The organism is Pseudarthrobacter sp. 1C304, from assembly GCF_052245515.1.
Classification (GTDB): Bacteria; Actinomycetota; Actinomycetes; order Actinomycetales; family Micrococcaceae; genus Arthrobacter.
Window position 1 is genome coordinate 232151 of the sequence record NZ_JBQQCH010000004.1, and the last position, 22459, is coordinate 254609.

The 22459-nt window shown below is 70.2% G+C and carries 20 protein-coding genes; 13 read left to right on the top strand and 7 right to left on the bottom strand.

From position 1 onward, the window contains the following. Positions 1-2172 carry a molybdopterin oxidoreductase family protein gene (locus ACTWQD_RS10480; protein ID WP_443196066.1) on the top strand — a complete coding sequence of 724 codons (2172 nt, stop codon included), beginning with the start codon at positions 1-3 and terminating at the stop codon, positions 2170-2172. Continuing rightward, on the top strand, positions 2169-3725 hold the full coding sequence (locus ACTWQD_RS10485) for an FAD-dependent oxidoreductase (RefSeq protein WP_443196067.1): 1557 nt from the start codon (positions 2169-2171) through the stop codon (positions 3723-3725). Before ACTWQD_RS10480 ends, ACTWQD_RS10485 begins: the two co-directional genes overlap by 4 nt. Positions 3726-3772: 47 nt before the next feature. Here ACTWQD_RS10485 and ACTWQD_RS10490 read toward each other — a convergent pair whose 3' ends face one another. Continuing rightward, positions 3773-4741, bottom strand: a complete 969-nt coding sequence (locus tag ACTWQD_RS10490; protein WP_443196068.1) for a hypothetical protein — start codon at positions 4739-4741, stop codon at positions 3773-3775. Between the two features lie 362 nt (positions 4742-5103). On the opposite strand from ACTWQD_RS10490, the gene ACTWQD_RS10495 reads away from it, so the two are divergent. After that, positions 5104-6480 (top strand): chloride channel protein, encoded by a 1377-nt coding sequence (locus tag ACTWQD_RS10495; RefSeq protein WP_443196069.1) that lies wholly within the window; start codon positions 5104-5106, stop codon positions 6478-6480. A gap of 9 nt (positions 6481-6489) precedes the next feature. On the opposite strand, the gene ACTWQD_RS10500 is transcribed toward ACTWQD_RS10495, so the two are convergent. Then, positions 6490-6876: a hypothetical protein gene (locus tag ACTWQD_RS10500; protein WP_443196070.1), complete on the bottom strand. Its 387-nt coding sequence runs from the start codon at positions 6874-6876 to the stop codon at positions 6490-6492. A gap of 170 nt (positions 6877-7046) precedes the next feature. Here ACTWQD_RS10500 and ACTWQD_RS10505 point away from each other — a divergent pair, with 170 nt between their 5' ends. Further along, positions 7047-7679, top strand: coding sequence for a hypothetical protein (locus ACTWQD_RS10505; protein WP_443196071.1), 633 nt, complete (start codon positions 7047-7049; stop codon positions 7677-7679). Positions 7680-7751: 72 nt separating this feature from the next. Beyond that, positions 7752-8441, top strand: coding sequence for a hypothetical protein (locus ACTWQD_RS10510; RefSeq protein WP_443196072.1), 690 nt, complete (start codon positions 7752-7754; stop codon positions 8439-8441). A 3-nt stretch (positions 8442-8444) separates the two neighbouring features. On the opposite strand, the gene ACTWQD_RS10515 is transcribed toward ACTWQD_RS10510, so the two are convergent. Both ACTWQD_RS10515 and ACTWQD_RS10520 read right to left on the bottom strand, forming a co-directional pair. After that, a complete protein-coding gene (locus ACTWQD_RS10515) occupies positions 8445-8990 on the bottom strand; it encodes a flavodoxin domain-containing protein (RefSeq protein ID WP_443196073.1) in 546 nt (181 codons plus the stop codon). Positions 8991-9082: 92 nt separating this feature from the next. Beyond that, positions 9083-10498 carry an NAD(P)H-quinone dehydrogenase gene (locus ACTWQD_RS10520; protein ID WP_443196074.1) on the bottom strand — a complete coding sequence of 472 codons (1416 nt, stop codon included), beginning with the start codon at positions 10496-10498 and terminating at the stop codon, positions 9083-9085. Between the two features lie 118 nt (positions 10499-10616). Between ACTWQD_RS10520 and ACTWQD_RS10525 the strand changes: the two genes are divergently transcribed. Continuing rightward, a complete protein-coding gene (locus ACTWQD_RS10525) occupies positions 10617-11435 on the top strand; it encodes a purine-nucleoside phosphorylase (RefSeq protein ID WP_066434405.1) in 819 nt (272 codons plus the stop codon). A 40-nt stretch (positions 11436-11475) separates the two neighbouring features. Here ACTWQD_RS10525 and ACTWQD_RS10530 read toward each other — a convergent pair whose 3' ends face one another. Further along, on the bottom strand, positions 11476-11958 hold the full coding sequence (locus tag ACTWQD_RS10530; RefSeq protein ID WP_443196075.1) for an RrF2 family transcriptional regulator: 483 nt from the start codon (positions 11956-11958) through the stop codon (positions 11476-11478). 142 nt (positions 11959-12100) lie between these two features. Here ACTWQD_RS10530 and ACTWQD_RS10535 point away from each other — a divergent pair, with 142 nt between their 5' ends. Further along, positions 12101-13861 carry a phospho-sugar mutase gene (locus ACTWQD_RS10535; RefSeq protein ID WP_443196076.1) on the top strand — a complete coding sequence of 587 codons (1761 nt, stop codon included), beginning with the start codon at positions 12101-12103 and terminating at the stop codon, positions 13859-13861. An 18-nt stretch (positions 13862-13879) separates the two neighbouring features. Here the strand turns inward: ACTWQD_RS10535 and nirD are convergent, their stop codons facing one another. Continuing rightward, positions 13880-14257, bottom strand: coding sequence for a nitrite reductase small subunit NirD (nirD, locus tag ACTWQD_RS10540; protein WP_443196077.1), 378 nt, complete (start codon positions 14255-14257; stop codon positions 13880-13882). A gap of 268 nt (positions 14258-14525) precedes the next feature. Here nirD and nirB point away from each other — a divergent pair, with 268 nt between their 5' ends. The 6 genes from nirB (at position 14526) to ACTWQD_RS10570 (ending at position 21546) form a co-directional block, all read left to right on the top strand. Further along, entirely contained in the window at positions 14526-17204 is a 2679-nt protein-coding gene (gene nirB, locus ACTWQD_RS10545) for a nitrite reductase large subunit NirB (RefSeq protein WP_443196078.1), read from the top strand. A 2-nt stretch (positions 17205-17206) separates the two neighbouring features. Further along, positions 17207-18241, top strand: coding sequence for a uroporphyrinogen-III C-methyltransferase (cobA, locus tag ACTWQD_RS10550; RefSeq protein ID WP_443196079.1), 1035 nt, complete (start codon positions 17207-17209; stop codon positions 18239-18241). Between the two features lie 38 nt (positions 18242-18279). Continuing rightward, positions 18280-19416: a uroporphyrinogen-III synthase gene (locus tag ACTWQD_RS10555; protein ID WP_443196200.1), complete on the top strand. Its 1137-nt coding sequence runs from the start codon at positions 18280-18282 to the stop codon at positions 19414-19416. Positions 19417-19564: 148 nt separating this feature from the next. Then, on the top strand, positions 19565-20434 hold the full coding sequence (locus tag ACTWQD_RS10560) for an FAD-dependent oxidoreductase (protein WP_443196080.1): 870 nt from the start codon (positions 19565-19567) through the stop codon (positions 20432-20434). Between the two features lie 74 nt (positions 20435-20508). Next, positions 20509-21252 (top strand): deoxyribose-phosphate aldolase, encoded by a 744-nt coding sequence (deoC, locus tag ACTWQD_RS10565; protein WP_443196081.1) that lies wholly within the window; start codon positions 20509-20511, stop codon positions 21250-21252. A 63-nt stretch (positions 21253-21315) separates the two neighbouring features. After that, positions 21316-21546, top strand: a complete 231-nt coding sequence (locus tag ACTWQD_RS10570) for a hypothetical protein (protein WP_443196082.1) — start codon at positions 21316-21318, stop codon at positions 21544-21546. A gap of 81 nt (positions 21547-21627) precedes the next feature. Here ACTWQD_RS10570 and ACTWQD_RS10575 read toward each other — a convergent pair whose 3' ends face one another. Continuing rightward, entirely contained in the window at positions 21628-22458 is an 831-nt protein-coding gene (locus ACTWQD_RS10575) for a metal-dependent hydrolase (protein ID WP_443196083.1), read from the bottom strand. Between the last annotated feature and the right edge of the window lies 1 nt (position 22459).

Below are 22459 nucleotides of genomic sequence, written 5' to 3' on the forward strand. Positions count from 1 at the left end.
ATGACCAACGGCGCCGCCACGCACTGCCCCTACTGCGCCCTGCAGTGTGCCATGACGCTCACCCCCGCGCCGGCCGCGCCCCTGGACGTGGCCGGCCGGGACTTCCCCACCAACCGCGGCGGCCTGTGCCGCAAGGGCTGGACCTCGGCGTCGCTCCTGCAGCACCCCGGCCGCGTCACCGAACCTCTGCTCAAGGGCGCCGACGGCGTCCACCGCCCCATCGGCTGGGACGAGGCCCTGGCGCTCATCACCGCCACCGTCAAGGCCACCCGCGCCCGCCACGGCGCGGACGCCGTCGGAGTCTTCGGCGGCGGCGGGCTCACCAACGAGAAGGCCTACCAGCTGGGCAAATTCGCCCGGCTGGCCCTGGGCACCTCGCGGATCGACTACAACGGCCGGTTCTGCATGTCCTCCGCCGCCGCCGCCGGGATGCGCGCGTTCGGCGTCGACCGCGGCCTGCCGTTCCCGGTCGAGGACCTCGACTCCGCCAGCACCATCCTGATGCTCGGCTCCAACGTCGCCGAGACCATGCCGCCCTTCGTCCAGCACCTCCAGGGCGCCCGCGACGCCGGCGGGCTGATTGTGGTGGACCCCCGCCGTTCCGCCACCGCGGCGTTCACCTCCGACGGCGGCGGCCTGCACCTTGCGCCGCTGCCGGGCACGGACCTCGCCCTCCTGCTGGGCATCTCGCACGCGGTCATCCACGAGGGCCTGGCCGACGCCAGCTACCTCGCGGCCCGCACCTCCGGCTACGAGGCCGTGGCCCGCAGCGTGGCCTCCTACTGGCCCGAGCGCGTGCAGTCCTTGACCGGCGTCCCGGCCGGGCTGATCCGCGACACGGCCCGCCGGCTCGCCGACGGCTCCCGGCGCGGCGGCAGCTACATCCTCACCGGCCGCGGCGTCGAGCAGCACGTCGACGGCACGGACACCGCCACGGCCGCCATCAACCTGGCCCTCCTCCTCGGCCTGCCCGGCTCCGCGCGCAGCGGCTACGGCACCCTCACCGGCCAGGGCAACGGCCAGGGCGGCCGCGAACACGGGCAGAAAGCGGACCAGCTTCCCGGCTACCGCAAAATCACGGACCCCGCCGCCCGCGCCCACATGGCCGCCGTCTGGGACGTGCCGGAAACCCTGATCCCGGGCCCCGGGCTGCCCGCCGTGCAGCTCCTGGAGTCGCTGGGACAGCCCGACGGCGTCCGCTGCCTCTTCGTGCACGGCGCCAATGTGGCGGTGTCCGCGCCAGACGCCAACGCCGTGATCGCCGGCCTGCGGCGCCTGGACTTCCTGGTGGTCTGCGATTTCTTCCTCTCCGAGACCGCGGCCGAGGCAGACCTGATCCTGCCGGTCACGCAGTGGGCCGAGGAGGAAGGTACCCTGACCAATCTGGAAGGCAGGGTGCTCCGCCGTCGACGGGCACTCGCTCCCCCGCCCGGGGTGCGCAGCGAGCTGTGGATCATGGCCCGGCTGGCCGAAACCCTGGATGCCCCCTCGAGGTTCAGCGAAGATCCGGAGACCGTCTTCGAGGAGCTCCGGCTCGCCTCCGCCGGCGGCCTGGCCGACTACTCCGGCATCGACTACGCCATGCTGGACCGCGGCGAGGCTGCCTACTGGCCCTACCCCGCCGGCAGCACCGGAACGCCGCGGCTGTTCCTGGACACCTTCGCCCACGCGGACGGCCGGGCCGTGTTCACCCCTGTGGCGCCCCGCCGTCGAACTCCGCCTCCGGCGTCCGGCACCGGGTCCGCCGCGGACCGTGCGGGCACTGGCCATTCCGGAACGGCGATGACCCTGATCACCGGGCGCCTATTGGAGCACTACCAGTCCGGTGCGCAGACCCGCCGGGTGGCCGCACTCGCCGCGGCCCAGCCGGAGGCGCGGCTGCAGATCCATCCGGCAGCGGCCGCCGCGCAGGGCATCGCCGAGGGAGACCTCGTCTCGATCTCCAACAGCCGCGGCGAGGTGTCCTGCCGCGCGGAGCTGAGCACGGACATCCGGCCCGAAACGGTGTTCCTGCCGTTCCATTTCCCCGAGCTGGAGAGCGCCAACCGGCTGACCGAGGCGGCCACGGATCCGATCTCCGGGATGCCGGAATTCAAGAAGAGCCACGTCTGGGTCCGGCCCGCTGCCGCCGACTCGCGTGCCATAGAACTGCAGAAGGAAGGTGCGTTGTGACTGAGCGCATTGTTGTTGTGGGCTTCGGCCCGGTGGCCGCGCGGCTGGTCGATGAGCTGCTGCCGGCGGTCCGCAGCGGCCTCGCGCACCTGAGTGTTGTCGGCGAGGAGGCCGAGGCCGCCTACAACCGGGTGCTGGTGGCGGACCTCGGCGTCGGACGGACCACGGCAGCGGCTCTGGCACTGTCCGACGCTGCCGCGCTGATTGCCGACGGCGTCGATGTGCGGCTGGGCGTCCGCGTCCGCCGTGTGGACCGGGCCCGGCAGCAGGTGGTGCTCAGCGACGGCACGTCCCCGGGTTATGACCGGCTGGTCTTCGCCACCGGATCCCGCCCCGTGATCCCCAACCTCACGGGCCTCAACCCGGACCCGGCTGCCCCGGTGCTGCCGGCCGGCGTGACGGCGCTTCGCGACCTGCGCGACGCTGCGGCGCTGCAGGCGGCAGTGGCCGGGGGCAAGCGCGTGGTGGTGCTCGGCGGCGGTGTCCTGGGTCTGGAAACGGCCCTGGCCGCGGCCGAGGAGGGTGCCACCGTGACGGTGGTGCACAACGGCCCGCATCCGCTGGGCCGGAACATCGACCGCGGCGGCGGCGCCGTGCTCGCCGCGTCACTGCGGAACTGCGGCGTGCGGGTGGCGGGCAACGCCCGGTCCACCGGCGTCGAACACAATGCCCCCGGCGGCGGCTTCTCGGCGCTGCTGCTCGACGACGGCTCCGCGATTGACGGTGACCTGCTGGTGCTCTCCTGCGGTGTCCGGCCGCGGACCGAGCTGGCTGAAGGCTGCGGACTGTCCACCGGAGCCGGGATCCTGGTGGACCACCGGCTGCGGGCGCACCACGAGCCGCACATTTTCGCGATCGGCGACTGTGCGGAGGTCCGCTGCCCCGATCCGGAGTGCATCCAGTGCCGCACCGCGCGCGGCCCGTCAGGGCTGGTGGGTCCGGGTTGGCGGCAGGCCGAATGGCTCGCCGAGTACCTGACGCTGCTGGCCGCCGGATCCCCCGACGCCGGGTCGCTTCCTCCCCTGGCCGCGGAGCTGCCGGGCGTCATTGTGCTGAAGGCCCGCGGCATGAACATGGCAGTGGCAGGGGACGTCTGTGCCGACCCTTGGGACGAGGAGGCGTTGACGGCCGGGGCCGTGAACGGCCGCGCCCGGCTGCAGATTGCCCAGTGGGCTGATCCGGAACACGGCCGCTACGTGAAGATGACCACCCGGGCCGGTGTGCTGGAAGGGCTCGTCGCGGTGGGCATGCCCCGCACCGCGGCCGAGCTGGTGCAGCTTTTCGAACGCGGCGCCGAGCTTCCGGCGGACCGGTCGCTGCTGTTGCGCCTCGACGGCCCGGACCAGGCGGCCGCGGCCGGTACCGCCGACCCGGAGCGCACCGTGTGCCGGTGCGCCGGGGTCAGCGGAACCACAATCGCCGCCGCGGTGTCCGAGGGTTGCGGCACGGTGGCCGAGGTCTCGGGCGCCACCCGCGCGGGGACGGGCTGCGGCGGTTGCCACAACGACATCAGGGGCCTCATCGAGGCCCACTTCCAGGGGGCCGTGGCCTGAGGGCGGCGCGGGCTGACCGGTGATGCGCCAGTCCGCGCTGCCGCGCCTCAGGAGTAGCGCAGGCTTGTCAGCAGCGCCTTCAGCTGGCCGTATTGCGGCGTGGCCATCCAGGCCTTAGCAGCCGCCCGGCTCGGGAAGGCGGGGCTATTGAAGACGACGGACGTGGAGAACCAGCCCGTGCCGGTCTTCACCAGCCGGCACGCCGAAGTGACACCGTCGCCCTCCTCGAGGAACCGGGGATGGCTCAGCCCCATGCTGTAGTAGAAGCTGCCATCGCCTGGGATGGATTCCTCCGCGAATCCGAACACCGGGGCTTCTGCTTCGCCCGCCGCCAGGCCGGGCACGGGCGCCCGGTCCAGCAGGACGCGGGTAACGGGGGCGGACGTGCAACCGGACACGTAGTTGTTGCGGATGTCGACCAGCGCGTCCCCCGTGCTGTCGTGCACGGTCGCCGTAATGCCCGCAATCGTGCCGGGAACGACGGTCCGGACGGTCCAGCTTCCCGGGTAGGTAAAGGTGAGCCCGTCCGGAAAACGATAGGTCGCCGGCGCCGCGGGGTCCACAGGGGCCGGTGGGACCTCGGGGGCCGGAGCCGCCGGGGCCGGGGCTGCCGGGGCCGGGGCTGCCGGGGCCGGAGCTGCCGGGGCCGGAGCTGCCGGGGCTGCCGGGGCCGGAGCCGCGGGGGCCGCGGGGACGGGCGCGGCAAGGGATCGCGGCAGCGCAGGGGTCCGCGGCCCCGCAGGGGCAGGGGCCACCGGGGCCGGCGCTGTCGGCGCCACCGGTGCGGACGCCGCAGCCGACGGCGTGCCGGCCGGCGTCGCGCTGGCGGCCGGCGTCGCACTGGCGGTCGGTGTTGCACTGGCGGTCGGGGCAGGTTCGGAGCTGACGTCGGGTCCAGGCGAGGACGCGGCCGAAAGGTCCGTATTTTTCGCGGGCCCGCATCCCGCGAGGGCGAGGCTGAGAGCCAGTCCGGTGGCGATAAGAGCGCTCCTGTAGCCGGCGCGGTTGTCATTCATTATTGTGCATCCCCCAAAGAGTTCCGAGCGGCGGGATCGGCATCCCGTCACACGCTAAGTTTCCGGCATGGCGGCATTGGTTACAGAGTGCCCTCGAGAATATTTTCCCGCCTCCCGGCAACCCCTCCCGGCAACGGGGGTTGAACCATGCGGCGTCCCGGTTTCCTTTCACCCGCATCGGGTGATGACTGACCCGCCTTCGACCGTTAGCTTGGGGACCACGTGAATGACCAGCCCCACGGCTGGCGAGGCCCCACGAAGGTTCCCGCCGTCCAGCAACGGCCAGCGGAAGGGGACGGGATGCTCCACTGGGACCACGGAAAAGTGACTGGAATGCCCACAGGCCTGCCGGGCCGCCGGTGATGGGCGCGCCTGCAGCGCCGCCGCCCAGCATCGATCCGGCCGCCGTGATGCGGTCCAGGGCGTACATTTCTGCGCTCGTGCTGGCCGCGGTCCTGGGCGTTCCCATCTCGGTCCTTGCCTACGGCTTTCTCGCCCTGGTAGCGGCCGTGCAGCGGTTCGTCTTCATCGAACTTCCGGGGCAGGTGTTCGGGGGTTCAGCGCCCGCGTGGTGGCCGGTTCCGTGGCTGCTGCTGTGCGGGCTGCTGACAGCGCTGACCATCCGGTACCTGCCGGGCACCGGTGGCCATTCACCCGCGTTCGGATTCAAGACCGGCGGCGGGCCGCCCGGCGGCCGGGAGCTCTGGGGCATCGTCCTTGCAGCACTGACCACGCTCAGCCTGGGCGCGGTGCTCGGGCCCGAGGGGCCGCTGATCGCGATCGGCGGCGGTCTCGGGGCACTGGCGGTGCATCTGGTGAAAAAGGACGCTCCGCCGATGGCCCAGACGGTCATGGCGTCGGCCGGCAGCTTCGCGGCGATCAGTACCCTGCTGGGATCCCCCGTGCTCGGTGCCTTCCTGATCATGGAGGCGGCCGGAATCGGAGGAATGACCCTCAGCCTGGTGGCCCTGCCCGGACTTCTCGCGTCCGGCGTCGGGGCGCTGGTATTCGTCGGTCTGGACGGATGGACCGGGCTGGGCAGTTTTTCCCTCGCGCTGCCCGACGTGCCGCCGGCCGTGTCGCCCACGCTGGCGACGATGGGCTGGGCAGTGGCCATGGGCGCAGCCGGTGCACTGCTGGGCTGGCTGATCCGCTGGGCCGCCCTGTCGCTTCGCCCGGTGGTGCATCTGAACCGGGTGCTGGTGACGTCGGCGCTGGGTTTGCTGATCGGCCTGACCGCCATGGTGTACCAGCTGGTCTCCGGGCGGAGCTTCACGCAGGTGCTGTTCTCGGGCCAGGAGGCGCTCCCGGAGCTGGTCAAGGACGCCGCCGACTACTCGCTGGCGGTCCTGATCCTGCTGATCGCCTGCAAAACGCTGGTCTACGGGCTCTCGCTGAGCGCATTCCGCGGCGGGCCGGTATTCCCGTCGATGTTCATCGGCGCGGCACTCGGCATTGCTGCCAGCGGGTTGCCGGGCATGGATCTCGCGGCCGGCATCGGCATGGGCATGGGTGCCATGTGTGCGGCCATGCTGCGGCTGCCGTTGACGTCGACGCTGCTGGCCACGCTCCTGCTGGGTGTGGACGGTGTGGCCGTCACGCCCCAGGTGGTGGTGGCTGTGGCCGTGGCGTTCGTGATCACCAACGTGCTCCCGGTCCCGGGTCCGAAGTCCGGATCCGGCGAGACTGCAGGCAGTGGCACCCGGCCGGGCGGCGGAGCGGTTCAGCGTCCTGCCTGAAGGGCTGCGCTACCCCTTCGTAGACTTCCGGCCCGTCGGGGTGTCACTGAAATACGCCGCGAGGTCGAACTCCTTCTGCCACTGCGCATGCTCGCGGCCCGCGTCCAGCCTGCGGCCGGGAGTCCACCGCGGCAGGTAGTCGGCCGCGGGGATATCGCGGGCAGGCGCCGGCCGCGCCCGTACGGGCTGGGGCGCGGGCCGTACCTGGACAGATCTGGATACGGGCCGGGACTGGACGGGTCTGGATGCACGGCGGCGGTCCGGCGTCGGGCCCGCCGACGTCATCGTCAGAAGGGCGCGCACAACGCTTACGCCCGCCCAGAGGACGAGCCCCACCAGGATGAATTTCCAAAACAGGACCACCAGCGCGATGGCCACTAGCACGACGATCCACATGGCGACACTATTTCACATCCGACACGCCGGAGATAGAGTCCAGCGGCCGGATTTCTGGCGCGTGCGGCCTGCTCGGCCGCCCGGCATGAAGCGGGCCTTTCTCCCCTTGGCACGGCCGCCGGGCAGGGGTGCAATGGGCTGAGGCTCCATTCGTCCGCAGGAGGCACCCCATGAACATCCCGGTCATCCTTGCCGTCAGCGCAATCCTGGTGGTCGCCGTCGTGGTTTTTATGACACGCGAGAAGGATCCACGGCACCGGGCGGCCGCGCTGCAGCGCACCGGTGCGTCCGTTATGGGTGTGTTTACAGTCCTCGCGGGCATCTTCATCGCCGGCTACGCGCTGCAGGATCCCGGCGGAAGCAACGGACTGCTGATCACCCTCGCGTGGGTGCTGCCGATGCTCATCCTCGCCGCCGCGGCCTGGTTCTGGCCTGCCGCCACCGCTCCCCTGCTGCTGGCCCTCTCCTCTGCCTTTATCGCGGCCTGCATCTGGCTCGCATTTGATCCCGCGGCCCTGCGCAGCTTTGTCAGTGACAACGGGCCCGTCATCGCCGTCAGCGTCATTGCGCTGTCGTTCCCGGCTGCCGTCCTCGGCCTGAAGAGGGCTGCCCTGGCCGGGTGGCTCCTCGTGGCCCTGGGCGCGCTGCCGCTCCTGATTACGGTCATCGGCCGGTCGGGTCCGGTCGCATCCCTCGCCGCGGCGAGCGTGGTTCCGCTGATCGCCGGCATCAGTTACCTGGTCTCCGCCCGGATGGCAGGCGGAAGCACCACCCCGGGCCACCAGCGGGCGGCTGCGGCGTAAAATTGAAAACCGTCGGACATTTGCGCGTCACAGGAATCGGGCCCGGAGCCGATGGCAGGTAGCATCGGGGCCATGAGCGCCGACGACGACGACATCACCGAAGAACTCCTGGCCGACGCCGACAAGCTGACCGGTTTGAGCCTCGAACTCCTGGGCCTCGACCCGCACCCGGATGACATGACTCCGGAGCAGCGGCTGCAGTTCGAACCGGTTGACCTGGCCGAGATGTCCGCTGTTCCGGCGGAGGAACGCCGGAAGGCCGTCACCCAGGCCCGGCTCCTGGCCGGCCTCCTGTGGAACTCCTCGAGCATCCTCCTGGACCAGCTCTTCCGTGACCTGGGGACGCTGAGCGGGCTGGACGAGGTCACACCGTCCGATATTGCCGGCACCTCGGTGCTGTCCTCGCTGCCGCCGCAGTTCGCGGCCGGCTACGACGCCAAATTCACCCAGAAGTTCATTGTGGTGGCCTCCGACGTCACGGCGTCGCTGGTCCGGGGCTGGACCGCTCCCGGCAGCCTCGCCGCGGAGCTTGCCGTCCGCTGCCTGCTCGACCAGGCGGAGATTACCGAGGACATCTACGAACTGGACCTCCCGGACGGCTGGCGGACACAGGTCGAGGAACTCCTGCTGGAGGACGCCGACAGTGCATCCCTGTACTCGGACAGCCCAGACCTCGGCGGGGACGACGGCAGGCTTGGCTTCGAGCGCTGGTTCGCACCTCTCGCGCCCGGCGACACGGTCCCGCCGTACGCCTGCTCCTGAGCCCTACCCGCTGCCCCGCGGCGCGGCAAGGCGCGCCAGGAATTCCTCAGTGAACCGCTGGACGCCGTCCCATTCGGTGTAGACGTAGTCCCGGGTGGTGTCAGTGTCGAGGGAGCCTTTGTCGCTGGCGATCTTCTTCATGACGTGCTTTTTGATGAAGCCGTAGTGGGTGTACAGCAGGGCGCCGGCGAACAAGCCGACATGGGCGGGCCGCCACCCCGTTTCCGCCTCGAACTTCTCCACGTATCCCTCGGCGCCCTCGGCGTCCCCGTGCGCGGCCAGGCTCACCGAGACCAGCGCGGACGGCAGGCGCTCAAGCTCGGCACGGTTCTTCTTGACGAAGTCCGTGACATGCCCCTCGTGCTTGCCCATATGTACCGACGCCGCCACGATCACGGCGTCGTAGCCCTCCGGAAGAGTGTCCCCGGACCGTTTGATGTCCGCCGCCTCGGCCGCGTGCCCGTGCGCGCGGATCAGTTCCGCAATGTACTCCGCAATCTGGGCCGTCTGTCCTTCGACGGTGCCGTACGCAATGTAGATGTTGGCCATAGCCCAGTGTGCTGCGCCGGGCCGGGGCGCGGTACGGCCGAAGGTCCCCCCGGGCAGGCTCCCGGGGCGTCCCGCCGGGCGCCGCACACGGCCTACATGTGGACGTGCAGGCGCCGGGCTGCTTCGGAGATGGAGCCGCTCAGCGAGGGGTACACCGTGAAGGTGCTGGCGACGTCGTCGACGTGCAGTTTCTGCGCCACTGCGAGGGAGATCGCGAAAATCAGCTCGGAGGCGTTCGGGCCCACCACCACACCGCCGATCACGGTGCCAGAGCCCTTGCGGGCGAAGATCTTGATGAAGCCGTCTTTATGGTTGCGCATCTTGGCGCGGGCGTTGCTGCGCAACGAAAGCTTGACGACGTCGGCCTGGTACTTGCCGGATTCGATTTCCGCTTCGGACACACCCACGTTCGCGATTTCCGGCGAGGTGAAGATGTTGGACGCGACCTGGTGCAGCTTGAGCGGGGTAACGCTGTCGCCGAGGAAGTGCGCGATCGCGGTCCGGCCCTGCATCGCCGCCACGGACGCGAGCGCCAACACCCCGGTGCAGTCCCCGGCGGCGTAGATGTTCGGCGCGGTGGTGCGGGAGACGCCGTCGACCTTGACGTGACCGCTCTCCGTCAGCGCAACTCCGGCCTCCTCGAGGCCGATCCCGGCGGTGTTGGGGATGGAGCCGACGGCCACCAGGCAGTGGCTGCCGGCAACCTTGGAACCGTCGCCCAGGGTGATGGTCACGCCGTCATCGGTGCGCTCCACGGTCTCGGCGCGGGCGCGGGACAGGACCTTGACGCCGCGGCGTTCGAAGACGCCCTCCAGCACTTCGGCAGCGTCGGTGTCCGAGCCGGGGAGCACGCGGTCGCGGCTGGAAATCAGGGTCACCTTGGAACCGAGGCCGTTGTAGGCGGAGGCGAACTCGGCGCCGGTCACGCCGGAACCCACTACGATCAGGTCCTCGGGGAGTTCGTCCAGGTTGTAGATCTGCGCCCAGTTGAGGATCCGGACGCCGTCCGGGCGGGCGGTGGGCAGTTCGCGCGGGTGCGCGCCGACCGCGAGCAGGATCGCGTCCGCCTCGATGGTCTCGGTGCCGTCGGCGGTGAGGACCTCGATGGTGTGGTTGTCCAGCAGCCTGCCGGAGCCGAGCATGATCCGGACGTCCTGGTTCTCCAGGCCCTTCTGGATGTCGGCGGACTGCTGCCGGGCCAGCCGCAGCAGGCGGTCGTTGATGTGCTTGAGGTCCGCGCGCATTGTCGGGGTGCAGTCGCCGCCGTCGAGGTCGAACTTGACGCCGAGTTCGCCGGCCTCGCCGACGCGGGTCATCAGGTCCGCCGTCGCAATCAGGGTCTTGGACGGCACGACGTCGGTCAGCACCGCGGAGCCGCCCAGGCCGGCGCGTTCAATGATGGTGACCTTCGCGCCGAGAGAGGCGGCGACCATGGCGGCTTCGTAACCGCCAGGACCTCCGCCGAGGATTGCGATGCGGGGTGAGCTGAAATCGGGATGCGTAGTCACAATCAGCCATTGTCCACCATCCGGACCGGCACCACCAAGAATCCGGGCCTGTCCGGCACCGGCCCCGGTGCTGAGCACGGTGCTGGGCAGCCGGCCGCGGGCAGGATAACTTGTACCGGTGAGTACAACAGAATTCCTGAACACGGACCCCTTCGACGCCGCCCGCGCCGCCGCCGACTACATCGCAGAAGAGACGGGCGTTGACGCGCACGACGTGGCCCTGGTGCTCGGCTCCGGCTGGGGCGACGCCGCCGAGCTGATCGGCGAGACCACCGCCACCCTCTCCGCTGACGAGGTTCCCGGCTTCTCCTCGCCCTCCGTGGTGGGGCATGTCGGCACCATCCGCTCCGTGCTGACCACAGAGGGCAAGCGCGCCCTGGTCCTGGGCGCCCGCACCCACTACTACGAGGGCAAGGGAGTCCGCGCCGTCGTCCACGGCGTGCGCACGGCCGCGGCCGCCGGCTGCAAAACCCTGGTCCTGACCAACGGCTGCGGCGGCCTCAACGAGGACTGGACGCCCGGCACCCCCGTGCTGATCAGCGACCACATCAATCTCACCGCCACCTCGCCGCTCGAAGGCGCCACCTTCGTGGACCTCACCGACCTCTACTCCGCACGGATCCGGGGCCTGGCCCGCGAGGTGGACCCCTCCCTGGACGAAGGTGTCTACGCCCAGTTCACCGGCCCTCACTACGAAACCCCTGCCGAGGTGCAGTACGCCAAGCGGATCGGCGCCGACCTGGTGGGCATGTCCACGGCCCTCGAGGCCATCGCGGGCCGCCACGCGGGCATGGAGGTCTTCGGCATCTCCCTGGTGACCAACCTCGCCGCCGGCATCAGCCCCGTGCCGCTGAGCCACGAGGAAGTCCTCGAAGCTGGCCAGGCCGCGGGACCGCGCATCTCGAAACTGCTCGCGGAGATCATCGCCAAGCTCTGAGTAGAGCTCTGAGTGGATCTTTCTCCGAAACGCCGGGGCGTCAGCTCCCCGGAATGAGGTAGCGCACGGCCTTCTCCCGGTCCTGCGGAAACCGGCGCTCCATCGAATCCGCGATCCCGGCGATGGTCTGCCGGGCCAGGGCCTGCCGCCAGGCGAGTTCTGCCTGGCGCATGGTCTGGGCGATCAGGCAGCTCCGGACGAAGTTCTGCTCCGTGTCCGCCTCCGGGACATTGGCCAGGATGCCGTCGCAGCGGAACACCGGATCGGGGCCTTCCAGGGCCAGCACGATGTCCAGGACGGTGACGTTCTCCGGCCGGCGCGCGAGGTGGAAACCGCCGCGCGGGCCCGAGACCGAACCGAGGATCCCGGCGCGGACCAGCGCCTGCAGCTGCTTGTTGAGGTAGGCGCCGGGCAGCTTGTAGTACTCCGCCAACCGGGCGCTGTTCACTGCCTCCCCCGCCGGCGTCCACGCCATGTTGACGCAGCTGTGCACCGCCCACTCCACCCCACGCCCCATCCTCATATTCCAGACGCTACGTGTCCGGAAAAATGGCTGTCAAGGGTCTGGGCCAACACCGCCGTGACGGTTCTGGAAGGCACACACCTGTTGTCAAAACAGCTTGTCAAAAGAGGCATCCGCCGCGAATGGCGCTAGTTTGGTTCCTATGACGTCTTCTGATGCCGAACTCGCCCGCCTGCTGGACGACGCCCGGAGCTGGGCCGCGCAGGACCCGGATCCCGCCACCGCCGCCGCCCTGACCGAGCTGGTCCGGCTCGCCGCCGACGGCACCGCAGCGGCCCGGCAGGAGCTCGCCGACAGCTTCAGCGGCACCCTGCAGTTCGGTACGGCAGGCCTGCGCGCAGCCCTGGGTCCCGGCCCCAACCGGATGAACCGGGTGGTGGTGCGCCGCGCCGCCGCCGGCTTCACGGCATTCCTGGCCGGCGCCGTCGGGCAGACCGCCCCGGGGACCCGGCCGCGCGCCGTCGTCGGCTACGACGCCCGCCACAATTCGGACATCTTCGCCGAAGAGACCGCCGCGATCCTCACCGCCGCCGGCGTCGAGACGTTCCTGATGCCGTCTGCCCTGCCCACACCGCTGCTCGCCTACGCCGTGCGGGCGCTGGACTGCGACGGCGGCGTGATGGTCACCGCCAGCCACAACCCGCCGCAGGACAATGGCTACAAGGTCTACCTGGGCCGGCATGCCGTGGAGGAAAGCGGACGCGGGGCGCAGATCGTCGCGCCCTACGATGCGCTGATCGCCGCCGAAATCGACCGTGTGGGCACCCTGGACACCATTCCGCTGGCCGCCGGGGGGTGGACCATCCTGGATCCGTCCATCGCAGCTGACTACGAGGCCGCCGTCGCAGCCCTGGCGGAGCGTGGGCAGTTCCCTGCCCGCGACCTCAAAATCGTCCTGACCCCCATGCATGGCGTGGGCGGCGAGACCGCGGTGGCGGTGCTGCACGCGGCCGGCTTCGCGGACGTCACCCTGGTGAGCGAGCAGGCCGCACCGGACCCCGACTTCCCCACGGTGAACTTCCCGAACCCGGAAGAGCCCGGCGCCCTGGACCTTGCCCTCGAAACGGCCCTCCGCGAAGACGCCGACATTGTGATCGCCAACGATCCCGACGCCGACCGCGCCGCGGTTGCCGCGAAGGATCCGGACACCGGCGCCTGGCGCATGCTGCGCGGCGACGAGGTGGGTGCCCTGCTGGGCGCCCACGTCGTGGCCCGGCTGGCGGCAGCCGGCAGCAGCGGCAGCGGCAGCTCCGAAACCACGCCGGGGGTTTTCGCGAACTCGATCGTGTCCTCGCGGCTGCTCGCGCGGATCGCGGCGGCAGCTGGCTATGCCCATGAGGAAACCCTCACCGGCTTCAAGTGGATTGCGCGCGTGCCGGGGCTGCTCTACGGCTACGAGGAGGCACTGGGTTACTGCGTGGCGCCCTCCCTGGTCCGGGACAAGGACGGGATCTCCGCGGCGGTGCTGATCGCGGAGTGCGCGGCGGCCGCGAAAGCCGAGGGCAAGACGATTTTCGACACGCTGGACGAGCTGTACCTGGTGCACGGCCTGCATGCGAGCGACCAGCTGAGCATCCGGGTCGCGGACCTGGGCCTGCTGGACGCCATGATGAACCGGCTGCGGGTCAGCCCGCCGGAATCCTTTGGCGGGTCCGCCGTCGAGACCGTCACGGACCTCGCCGACGGCAGCGCCCAGCTGCCGCCCACCGACGGGCTGCTGTACCTCACGAAGGACGGCAGCCGCATCATCATCCGCCCCAGCGGGACGGAGCCCAAGCTGAAGTGCTACCTGGAAGTCATCCGCGCCGTCGGCTCCGCCGCCGAGCTGCCGGAGGCCCGGGCCGAGGCCCGCGCCGCGCTGGACAGCGTCCTGGCAGACGTCCGCGAGGCCTTGGGCCTCTAACGCCTTGGGAACAGGTTCCTAGAGCTCGACCTCAATGTACCCGCCCACAATCCGGGTACCGAAGGTCCGGAGCCGGAGCCCCGGCGTGCCAAGGCACTCGCCCGTGCCCAGGTCATAGACCTCCTTGTGCAGCGGCGACGCCACCGTGGGCCGCGGTCCGCGCGATCCCGTGATGCCGCGGGCCATCACAAACGCCCCCGTGGCAGGGTCCTGCTGGTCGACGGCGTAGACCTCACCGGAGGCGGTGCGGAACAACGCCACCTGGCGCCCGGCGATCAGCGCGGCCTCACCCCAGGCCGGCTCCAGGTCCTCCACGGCGCACACCCGGTGCCAGCCGGTGCCGAGGCCCGGGTGTTCAACGAAGCTCCGCGCTGCGCTTTCAAGTACGGCTGTCATGCCGGCCCCTTTCTGTCCATTCCTGACGGGCTCAGCCGCTCCTGCGGCCACACCTCCACGCTAGGGGCGGGGTGTTTCCACCGGGTGCGGTGAATGTGTCCGGCGGGTAAAAGAGACCTCACGCGGCCGGAAATGCGTTCGTGATGCAGAAGTTAAGACCACGAAACATTCGGGAAACTGAAGCGAAACTGCGCCTGCCTAGTCTGGACGGACACTTCGATTGAGAAGGCCGCGGAGTACTGACTGCGGCCCCTGCGAAAGGCCCACAGTGACCGGACAGACTTCAAGCCCCCAGAACCAGGGCGCAGAGCGCACACCACCGCCGCGCCGCGTGGTGGTTGCCGGAGGCGGCCCCGCCGCCCACCGTTTCGCCGATGCCATGCATGCCCGGGGCCTGGACGGCTGGCAGGTTACCGTCCTCACCGAGGAAGCCCACCTCCCCTACGACCGCGTCGCTTTGAGCAAAGCCCTCACCGACGCCGGCGTCGACCTCACCCTGGGCACTACGTCCTTGTGGGACCACGAGGCGCTCACGCTGCGGACCGGCGAGCGCGTCACTGGCATCGACACGGCCGGCAAGTCCGTCACCACCGCCGCCGGAACTGTGTACCCCTACGACGACCTGGTGGTGGCCACCGGTTCCGACGCCGCCCGCCTGCCCATCCCGGGCGCCGAGCTCACCCACGTCTACCGCACGCTGGAGGACGTCTGGGCCATCAACGCGGCCATCGCCGACCTCACGGAGAGGCTGGGCCGCAAGGTCACCGCGGTCACCATCGGCGGCGGGCTGCTGGGCCTTGAGTCGGCGGCAGGCACCGAGCAGCTCGGCGCCACCCCGGTGGTCATCAACGGCTCCCCCTGGCTGATGAACACCCAGCTGGACGAGGGTGCCGGGCAGGCCCTCGGCCGGCTGATCGAGGCCAAGGGCTTCACGGTCCACGGCGGTGTGTTCCCTTCCGAGGTCCTGTCCGACGACGACGGCCAGGTCACCGGGGTGATGATGGCCGACGGCCGGATCATCGACGCCGACCTGGTGATCGTCGCGATCGGCGTGAAGCCCCGCGACGAGCTGTTCCGCGCCGCAGAAGGTGAACCGCAGCTGTTCCAGCTCGGTGCGCGCGGCGGCGTCGTCATCGCCGACGACTGCTCCACGGAGGTTCCCGGCATCTGGGCGATCGGTGAGGTGGCCAACTTCGGCGGCATGTGCCTGGGCCTTGTGGCCCCGGCGAACACCATGGCCGAAATCGTCGCGGACCGGCTGCACGGCGGCGACGCGACGTTCCCGGGCTTCGATACCGCCACCAAGCTCAAGCTCTCCGGCGTCGACGTCGCCAGCTTCGGCGACGCGTTCGCCCGCACCGAGCACGCCCTGGAGATTGTGTACGCCGATCCGGCCCGCGGTGTCTACCAGAAGATCGTCACCACGGACGATGCCAAGACCCTGCTCGGCGGCATCTTCGTCGGCGACGCCGCCCCGTACACGTCCCTGCGCCCCATGCTCGGCCGTGAGCTCCCCGCCGAACCCGGGGCGTACCTCACGGCGGCGGGAGGCGGGGACGCAGGGGGCGGGGCCCTGGAACTCAGCCTGCCGGATGACGCCATCCTCTGCTCCTGCAACAACGTGAGCGCCGGGACCATCCGCGACACCGTCAACGGCTGCGGCGCCTGCGAGGGCCAGGCGCCCGTCCGGGAGCTCGGCGAACTCAAGGGCTGCACCCGGGCCGGAACCAGCTGCGGCTCCTGCGTGCCGATGCTCAAGAAGCTGCTGGAAGGTGAACTGACCAAGTCCGGCGTCGAGGTCTCCAAGGCCCTCTGCGAGCACATCGCACTGTCCCGGCAGGAACTCTTCGAGACCATCCGGGTGCGGGAACTGACCTCCTTCGAGGAGATCATGGCCACCTACGGTACCGGGGCCGGCTGCGACATCTGCAAGCCGACCATCGCCAACATCCTGGCCAGCCAGAACAGCGCGTACGTCCTGGACGCCGGCCGCGGCACCCTGCAGGACACCAACGACCGCGCCCTGGCCAACATGCAGAAGGACGGCACCTACTCGGTGGTGCCCCGGATCGCCGGCGGCGAGATCACCCCGAAGAAGCTCGGCGTCATCGCCGCCGTGGCCGAGAAGTACAACCTCTACACGAAGATCACCGGCGGCCAGCGGATCGACATGTTCGGCGCCCGGCTCGAGGAGCTCCCGGAAATCTGGAAGGAGCTGGTGGACGCCGGGTTCGAATCCGGCCAGGCCTACGGCAAGAGCCTGCGCACGGTGAAGTCCTGCGTCGGCTCCACCTGGTGCCGGTTCGGGGTGCAGGACTCGGTGGCCATGGCCATCGCGCTGGAACTGCGCTACCGCGGCCTCCGCAGCCCGCACAAGCTCAAGATGGGCGTCTCCGGCTGCGCCCGCGAATGCGCGGAGGCCCGCGGCAAGGACGTCGGTGTGATCGCCACCGCGGACGGCTGGAACCTCTACGTCGGCGGCAACGGCGGCGCCACCCCGGCGCACGCCCAGCTGCTGGCCAAGGACCTGGACGACGAAACCCTGATCAAGTACATCGACCGCTACTTTATGTACTACATCCGCACCGCCGACAGGCTGCAGCGCACCGCGCGCTGGCAGGAGGAGCTCGACGGCGGCATCAAGCACGTCGAGGACGTGGTGGTGCACGACACCCTGGGCATCGCCGCGGACCTCGAGGCGGCCATGGCCAAGCACGTGGACACGTACGTCGACGAATGGGCTGACACCCTCAAGGATCCCGAACGGCTGCGCCGCTTCCGCTCCTTCGTCAACGCGCCGGACCAGAGGGACGAGTCCATCACCTTCGTCCCGGACGAGCGCGGGCAGATGCGCCCGGCCACGGCAGAAGAGAAGGCGAAAGTCCTCATCGGAGCTTCCATCCCGGTCCGCCCCTCCACGCCGGAACCCATCAGGAACGAGGTATAGGCATGCAGCTCAGCATTGATCTCACCGGCCGTGAAGTACTGGTCACCGGCTCGGACGCTGCCGCCCGGCAGGCGGTCCGCCGCTATGAAGCCGCCGGCGCCGTCGTCTCCCGGCTCAGCACTCCGCAGGGCGCACCCCACGACGGTCCCCTTCCCGAACGCCCCTTCCTGGTTGCAGCTGTGGACGACGGACAGCCCGGCTGGAATTCCCTTCTTGGCCGCTGCCGCGACACCGGCATCCCGGTGGCGGCGGAGCCCGCTGCCGGCGCCCCCGGGCACGTCACCCTGGTGGGCGGCGGACCGGGAACCACCGAGCTCCTCACCGTCGCCGCCGTCAAGGCGCTGCGGGACGCCGACGTCGTATTCTACGACCGGCTGGCCCCCTACCAGGAGCTGCCCGCCCTGAGCACCGCCGAGCTGGTGGATGTGGGCAAGCGCCCCGGCCACCACCCGGTGAGCCAGGCCGGCATCGAGGAGCTGATGGTGGACGCCGCCCTGGCCGGAAAGAACGTGGTGCGGCTCAAGGGCGGCGACCCGTACGTGTTTGGCCGCGGCGGCGAGGAGGTGGCCTACTGCGTGAAAGCCGGTGTGCCCGTCCGGGTGATCTCCGGTGTTACCAGCGCCATCTCCGTCCCGGCCGCGGCCGGGATCCCCGTCACGCACCGCGAGGTCAGCCACATGTTCACCGTGGTCTCCGGCCACGCGCCGCTGACCGAGAAGGAGCACACCCACTTGGCTGGCCTGGGCGGCACCATCGTGGTGCTGATGGGCATCGGAACCCTGCACCAGCTCGCGGCGGGCCTGCGCCGGGCCGGAATGCGCGCGGACATGCCGATGGCCGTGGTGGAGCGCGGCTACCGCCCCGGCCAGCGGACCACCATCGCCGAGCTGGGCACCATCACCGCCGCGGCTGCGGACTGCAGCAACCCGGCCGTGCTGGTGATCGGCGACGTCGTCAAAGTGGCGGAGGCCAACCGCGGCTGCGCGGAGGCGGAAGCCGAACTGGACCGCCTGGCCGCGTCCCTGATGGGGGCGTGAGGGCGGTGAGCGCGCTCAACGCGATCGCCCCGGCCGGGCTGCCCGGCACCGGCCCGGCACCCGAAACCGAGCCGGACACCGCGGAACTGCCGCTGGAAGGCTTCCGGATCGGTGTCACCTCACACCGCCGGTCCCAGGACCTGATCGAGGCCCTGGAACGGCGCGGCGCCGAGGTGCTGCACGCGCCGGCCCTGAAGATCGCCCCGGTCCAGGAAGACCTGAACCTGATCGAGGACACCCGCGCCATCATGGCCGCACGCCCTGATCTGTGCATCGCCACCACCGCCTACGGCATGCGGCGGTGGTGCGAGGCCGCGGACACCTTCGGAATCGGCGAGCAGCTGCTGGACACCCTCGGCGCCACCCGGATGTTCGTCCGGGGACCGAAAGCCCGCGGCGCCGTCCGCGCAGCCGGGTTGGCCGACGTCGGGATCAGCAGCGACGAGACCACCGCGACGCTGGTGGACATGCTCCTCGCCGAAGGGGTGCGCGGCAAGACCGTCGCGGTGCAGCTGCACGGCTACACCGATGTCCGCCAGCTCGAACGGCTCCGGATGTCCGGGGCCACGGTCCTGACCGTCACCCCCTACCGATGGGTTAAACCCGACGGCGCGGACCGGCTGCCGCGGCTGATCGAGGCCGCCTGCAGCGGAAACCTGGACGTGCTGACGTTCACCAGCGCCCCCGCGGTGGACGCGATGTGGAGCACCGCGCACGAGATGGGCCTGTACAAACAGCTGGTGGAGAGCCTCAAAACCACCGTGGCCACCGCTGTGGTCGGCCCCATCACCGCACAGCCGCTCATCGATGCGGGCCTGCAGCCGCTGGTCCCGGACCGGTTCCGGATGGGCGCCCTGATCCGGCTGGTCGTGGAACACCTTGCCCTCAACCACGTCCGGCGCCTGGACACGGCGTCGGGCCGGGTGGAGCTGCGGGGCCGTTCGCTGCGGATCGACGGCGAGGCCGTGGAACTGGCACCCGCTCCGCTGCTGCTGCTGCGGGCCCTGCTGGGTGCCGGCGGCGCGGTCCTGTCCCGTGAGTCGCTGTCCGAGCTGCTGGAACTCCGCGGTTCGGTCCATGCCCTGGACATGACGGTCAGCCGGCTGCGCTCGGCCCTGCCGGACGGCAGGCTGGTGGAAACAGTGGTCAAGCGCGGCTACCGAATCCGTGTGTGACCCACGCCATTACTGGCCGGTAAACATTGGCGAACGGCCCGGGAAAATACTGCAACACCCGGGAAACACGCCGGAAAAACCGCCCGCCTACGCTGGTGGCATCAAGCAGTCAGGCCACACCACAGGCCACCAGCGAAAGGGCCTCACCATGTCCGCCACCTCCACCGTTTCCGCCGCCTCCACCGACTCCGCAGCCCGGCCCCGCATCGTCATCGCCGGGGCCGGACCAGCGGCGCAGGCCCTGGTCCGCCAGCTCACGCGGACCCCTTTCGCGGGCGGCATCACGGTTCTCAGCAACCGGGACGACGCGCCCGCCGAGCTGCTGGAACTCGCCGCCCTCCCGCAGGTCTCCGTCCGCTTCGGCCAGCCGGCAAGCTACATCGACCCCGACAGCCGCTACGTCACGACGGCAGACGGCCTCGAGTTCAGCTACGACCAGCTGGTCATCGCGACCGGGTCGTCCCCCGCCGGGGCGCCGCTGGCCGGGGAAGGCCGCTGCCTGAACTACGCAACCATCGACGACGCCGCCCGGCTGGGCGAGGCCGTCAAGGAGGTCACCCGGGTCCTGGGCCGCCGTCCGCTGGGCATCCTGGTGGGCACCGGAACGTCCGCCGGCCAGGCCGAAGCCGTGCTCCGGGCCCGGGGCGTCCGCCCCGTCCGCACCACCCAGCGGCCGGCTTCGGTCATTCCCACCCTCGCAGGCTCCGCGCTCCCGGCCGCGGGGGTGGTGTTCGAGGACGGCTCCAGCATGGCCGGCGACCTCGTGGTCCTGGCCGAGGAACCGCTGGCGCGGGACGCCCTCGCGGTCAGTGCCGGGCTTGCGACGGCGCGCCAGGGCGGTATTGTCATCGACCGGAACTTCCGCACCTCGGTCCCGGGAATCTGGGCCATCGGGGACGCCGCCGTGTTCGAGGGCGTCCGCCTGGGACTCCTGGTGGCGGCGTCCTCCGCCGCGTCCGTCTGCGCCTCCCAGGTGCTCCAGGCCGGCTTGGCGGTGGACCTCGCCCGGGCCGCCTGACCCCCGTGCATGCTCCGGCCGCAGGTGGGCCATTATGGCAAGATGGACACCTTAGAAGCCACGAAGGGAACACCATGAGCAACGAAGCCCCCGTCACCGCCGGAAGCGCCACCCCTGCCGCCGGCGGAGCGGCCAACGCCCCCGCCGCCGGAAACATCGCCTCGTACATCGATCACACCCTGCTCAAGCCGGAGGCCAGCGAGGCCGAGGTCCTGAAGGTTTGTGCGGAAGCGGCCGAGTACCGCTTCAAGTCGGTGTGCGTGAACCCGGTCTGGGTTAAGTCGGTCAAGAAGGCCCTCAAGGGTTCGGGCGTCCTGACGTGCTCCGTTGTCGGTTTTCCGCTGGGTGCCACCCCGAGCGACGTCAAGGCTTTTGAGGCCCGTGGCGCCGTGCTGGACGGCGCCGAGGAAGTCGACATGGTGATCAACATCGCCGCGGCCCGCGCCAATGACAAGGGCGCCCTGGTCGATGACATCGCGGCTGTCGCCGAGGCCGTCCACGAGGGCGGCGCCATCCTGAAGGTCATCATCGAGACCGCTCTGCTGGACGACGCCCAGAAGGTGCTGGCCTGTGAGGCTGCGGTGGAGGCCGGCGCCGACTTCGTGAAGACCTCCACGGGCTTCAACGGCGGCGGGGCCACCGCTGCCGACGTCGCCCTGATGCGCCGGACGGTGGGCCCTGACCTCGGTGTCAAGGCCTCGGGCGGGGTGCGGTCGCTCGCCGACGCTCAGGCTATGATTGCTGCAGGTGCAACACGAATTGGCGCCAGCTCCGGCATCGCGATCGTCAAGGGTGAACAGGGTTCCTCCGCGTACTGACCGCTATCCGGTAAGAACCGTTGCCGCCACAGTTTTGAGCCCCACGGGGCCGAGGAGGAATGAATGTCCAGCAAGACCACCACCGCCACGACGCCGCAGAATGAGAACGGCCTCGGCTCCAGCATCATCTTGTTCGCCCTGATGATGGTCCTGTTCCTCGCGTCGATCTACTCGCTGAGCTTCCTGACCCTGGGCAACCCGTGGCCGATGGCCGTCTGCCTGGGCCTGTTCGCCCTGGCCTTCTGGATTCCCCAGACCGTCACGGGCCGCTCGGATTCCGCCGGCGAAAACTGACACCACCTGCTTAAAGCACTGAAGCCCCGGGAAACCGGGGCTTCAGTGCTTTAACCGCTGCTCGTTCAACGCTGCGTACAGCTACGCGGCGGCGAGCAGGGCGAACAGGCTGTTGATCAGCCCGGTCCCCAGGGCGACGGCGTCCGGCCAGTGCAGCCTGGCCAGGGCCAGCGCCGCGCCGAACATGCCAACCATCGCGTAGGCGCTGACCGGGATCAGCACAAACCATTCCCGCCTCGACCCCGCCCGGCCCAGCAGCGGGATGGAGAACGCCCCGTTGGCCTTCCAGACGTTCCGGAGCAGCGGCAGCTTCCGCAGCAGTTTCGGCGGTTTGATCACAATGGGCCACAGCAGCGGCACTCCCCCGGTGGTGATCATGTCCCCCACAATGTGCACCAGCACGCCGGTCAGCATGGAGACGGGCAGCCAGGTCCACTGGTGCGGCGCGAACCACGTCACCAGCCCGGCCATGGTGAGCGCGAAGACCCAGTTGCTGATCCAGCCGTACTTGGGGAACAGCTTGAGCGCTTTGGCCGCGATGTTGATCATGAACATGCACAGCAGGCCGGCGCCCACCGACAACAGCCCCCACTCCGTCTGCAGCTGGAACTGCCCGGCCAGCGCCGCGAGCATCACGAAGAAGGCCGCGCCCAGCAGCGAATGTGTGCCCTGCCGGTGCCCGCCGGAGACGTTCTCGATGCCGACGGCGATCACGTTCGACAGCGGCGGCAGCGAGTGCGCCACCGTGCTGGAGCGGTGGTCCCAGTCGCAGACCAGGGCCGTTCCCGCCGTCGCCATCCCCCCGATCACAATCCCGGCCGCGTCCAGCGGGTACCAGCCCAGCGCGTACGGCCCCGTCGAGGCAACCGCCACCCACGCCGCGGCTCCCGACGCGGCGTGGTGTCCTCCCATC

Bases quoted from the DNA above. Each gene is read 5' to 3' on its own strand.
- ACTWQD_RS10480 (WP_443196066.1), top strand. From the start codon at position 1: ATGACCAACGGCGCCGCCACGCACTGCCCCTACTGCGCCCTGCAGTGT.
- ACTWQD_RS10490 (WP_443196068.1), bottom strand. From the start codon at position 4,741: ATGAATGACAACCGCGCCGGCTACAGGAGCGCTCTTATCGCCACCGGA.
- ACTWQD_RS10495 (WP_443196069.1), top strand. From the start codon at position 5,104: ATGGGCGCGCCTGCAGCGCCGCCGCCCAGCATCGATCCGGCCGCCGTG.
- ACTWQD_RS10500 (WP_443196070.1), bottom strand. From the start codon at position 6,876: ATGTGGATCGTCGTGCTAGTGGCCATCGCGCTGGTGGTCCTGTTTTGG.
- ACTWQD_RS10505 (WP_443196071.1), top strand. From the start codon at position 7,047: ATGAACATCCCGGTCATCCTTGCCGTCAGCGCAATCCTGGTGGTCGCC.
- ACTWQD_RS10510 (WP_443196072.1), top strand. From the start codon at position 7,752: ATGAGCGCCGACGACGACGACATCACCGAAGAACTCCTGGCCGACGCC.
- ACTWQD_RS10515 (WP_443196073.1), bottom strand. From the start codon at position 8,990: ATGGCCAACATCTACATTGCGTACGGCACCGTCGAAGGACAGACGGCC.
- ACTWQD_RS10530 (WP_443196075.1), bottom strand. From the start codon at position 11,958: ATGAGGATGGGGCGTGGGGTGGAGTGGGCGGTGCACAGCTGCGTCAAC.
- ACTWQD_RS10535 (WP_443196076.1), top strand. From the start codon at position 12,101: ATGACGTCTTCTGATGCCGAACTCGCCCGCCTGCTGGACGACGCCCGG.
- nirD (WP_443196077.1), bottom strand. From the start codon at position 14,257: ATGACAGCCGTACTTGAAAGCGCAGCGCGGAGCTTCGTTGAACACCCG.
- cobA (WP_443196079.1), top strand. From the start codon at position 17,207: ATGCAGCTCAGCATTGATCTCACCGGCCGTGAAGTACTGGTCACCGGC.
- ACTWQD_RS10560 (WP_443196080.1), top strand. From the start codon at position 19,565: ATGTCCGCCACCTCCACCGTTTCCGCCGCCTCCACCGACTCCGCAGCC.
- deoC (WP_443196081.1), top strand. From the start codon at position 20,509: ATGAGCAACGAAGCCCCCGTCACCGCCGGAAGCGCCACCCCTGCCGCC.
- ACTWQD_RS10570 (WP_443196082.1), top strand. From the start codon at position 21,316: ATGTCCAGCAAGACCACCACCGCCACGACGCCGCAGAATGAGAACGGC.
- ACTWQD_RS10575 (WP_443196083.1), bottom strand. From the start codon at position 22,458: ATGGGAGGACACCACGCCGCGTCGGGAGCCGCGGCGTGGGTGGCGGTT.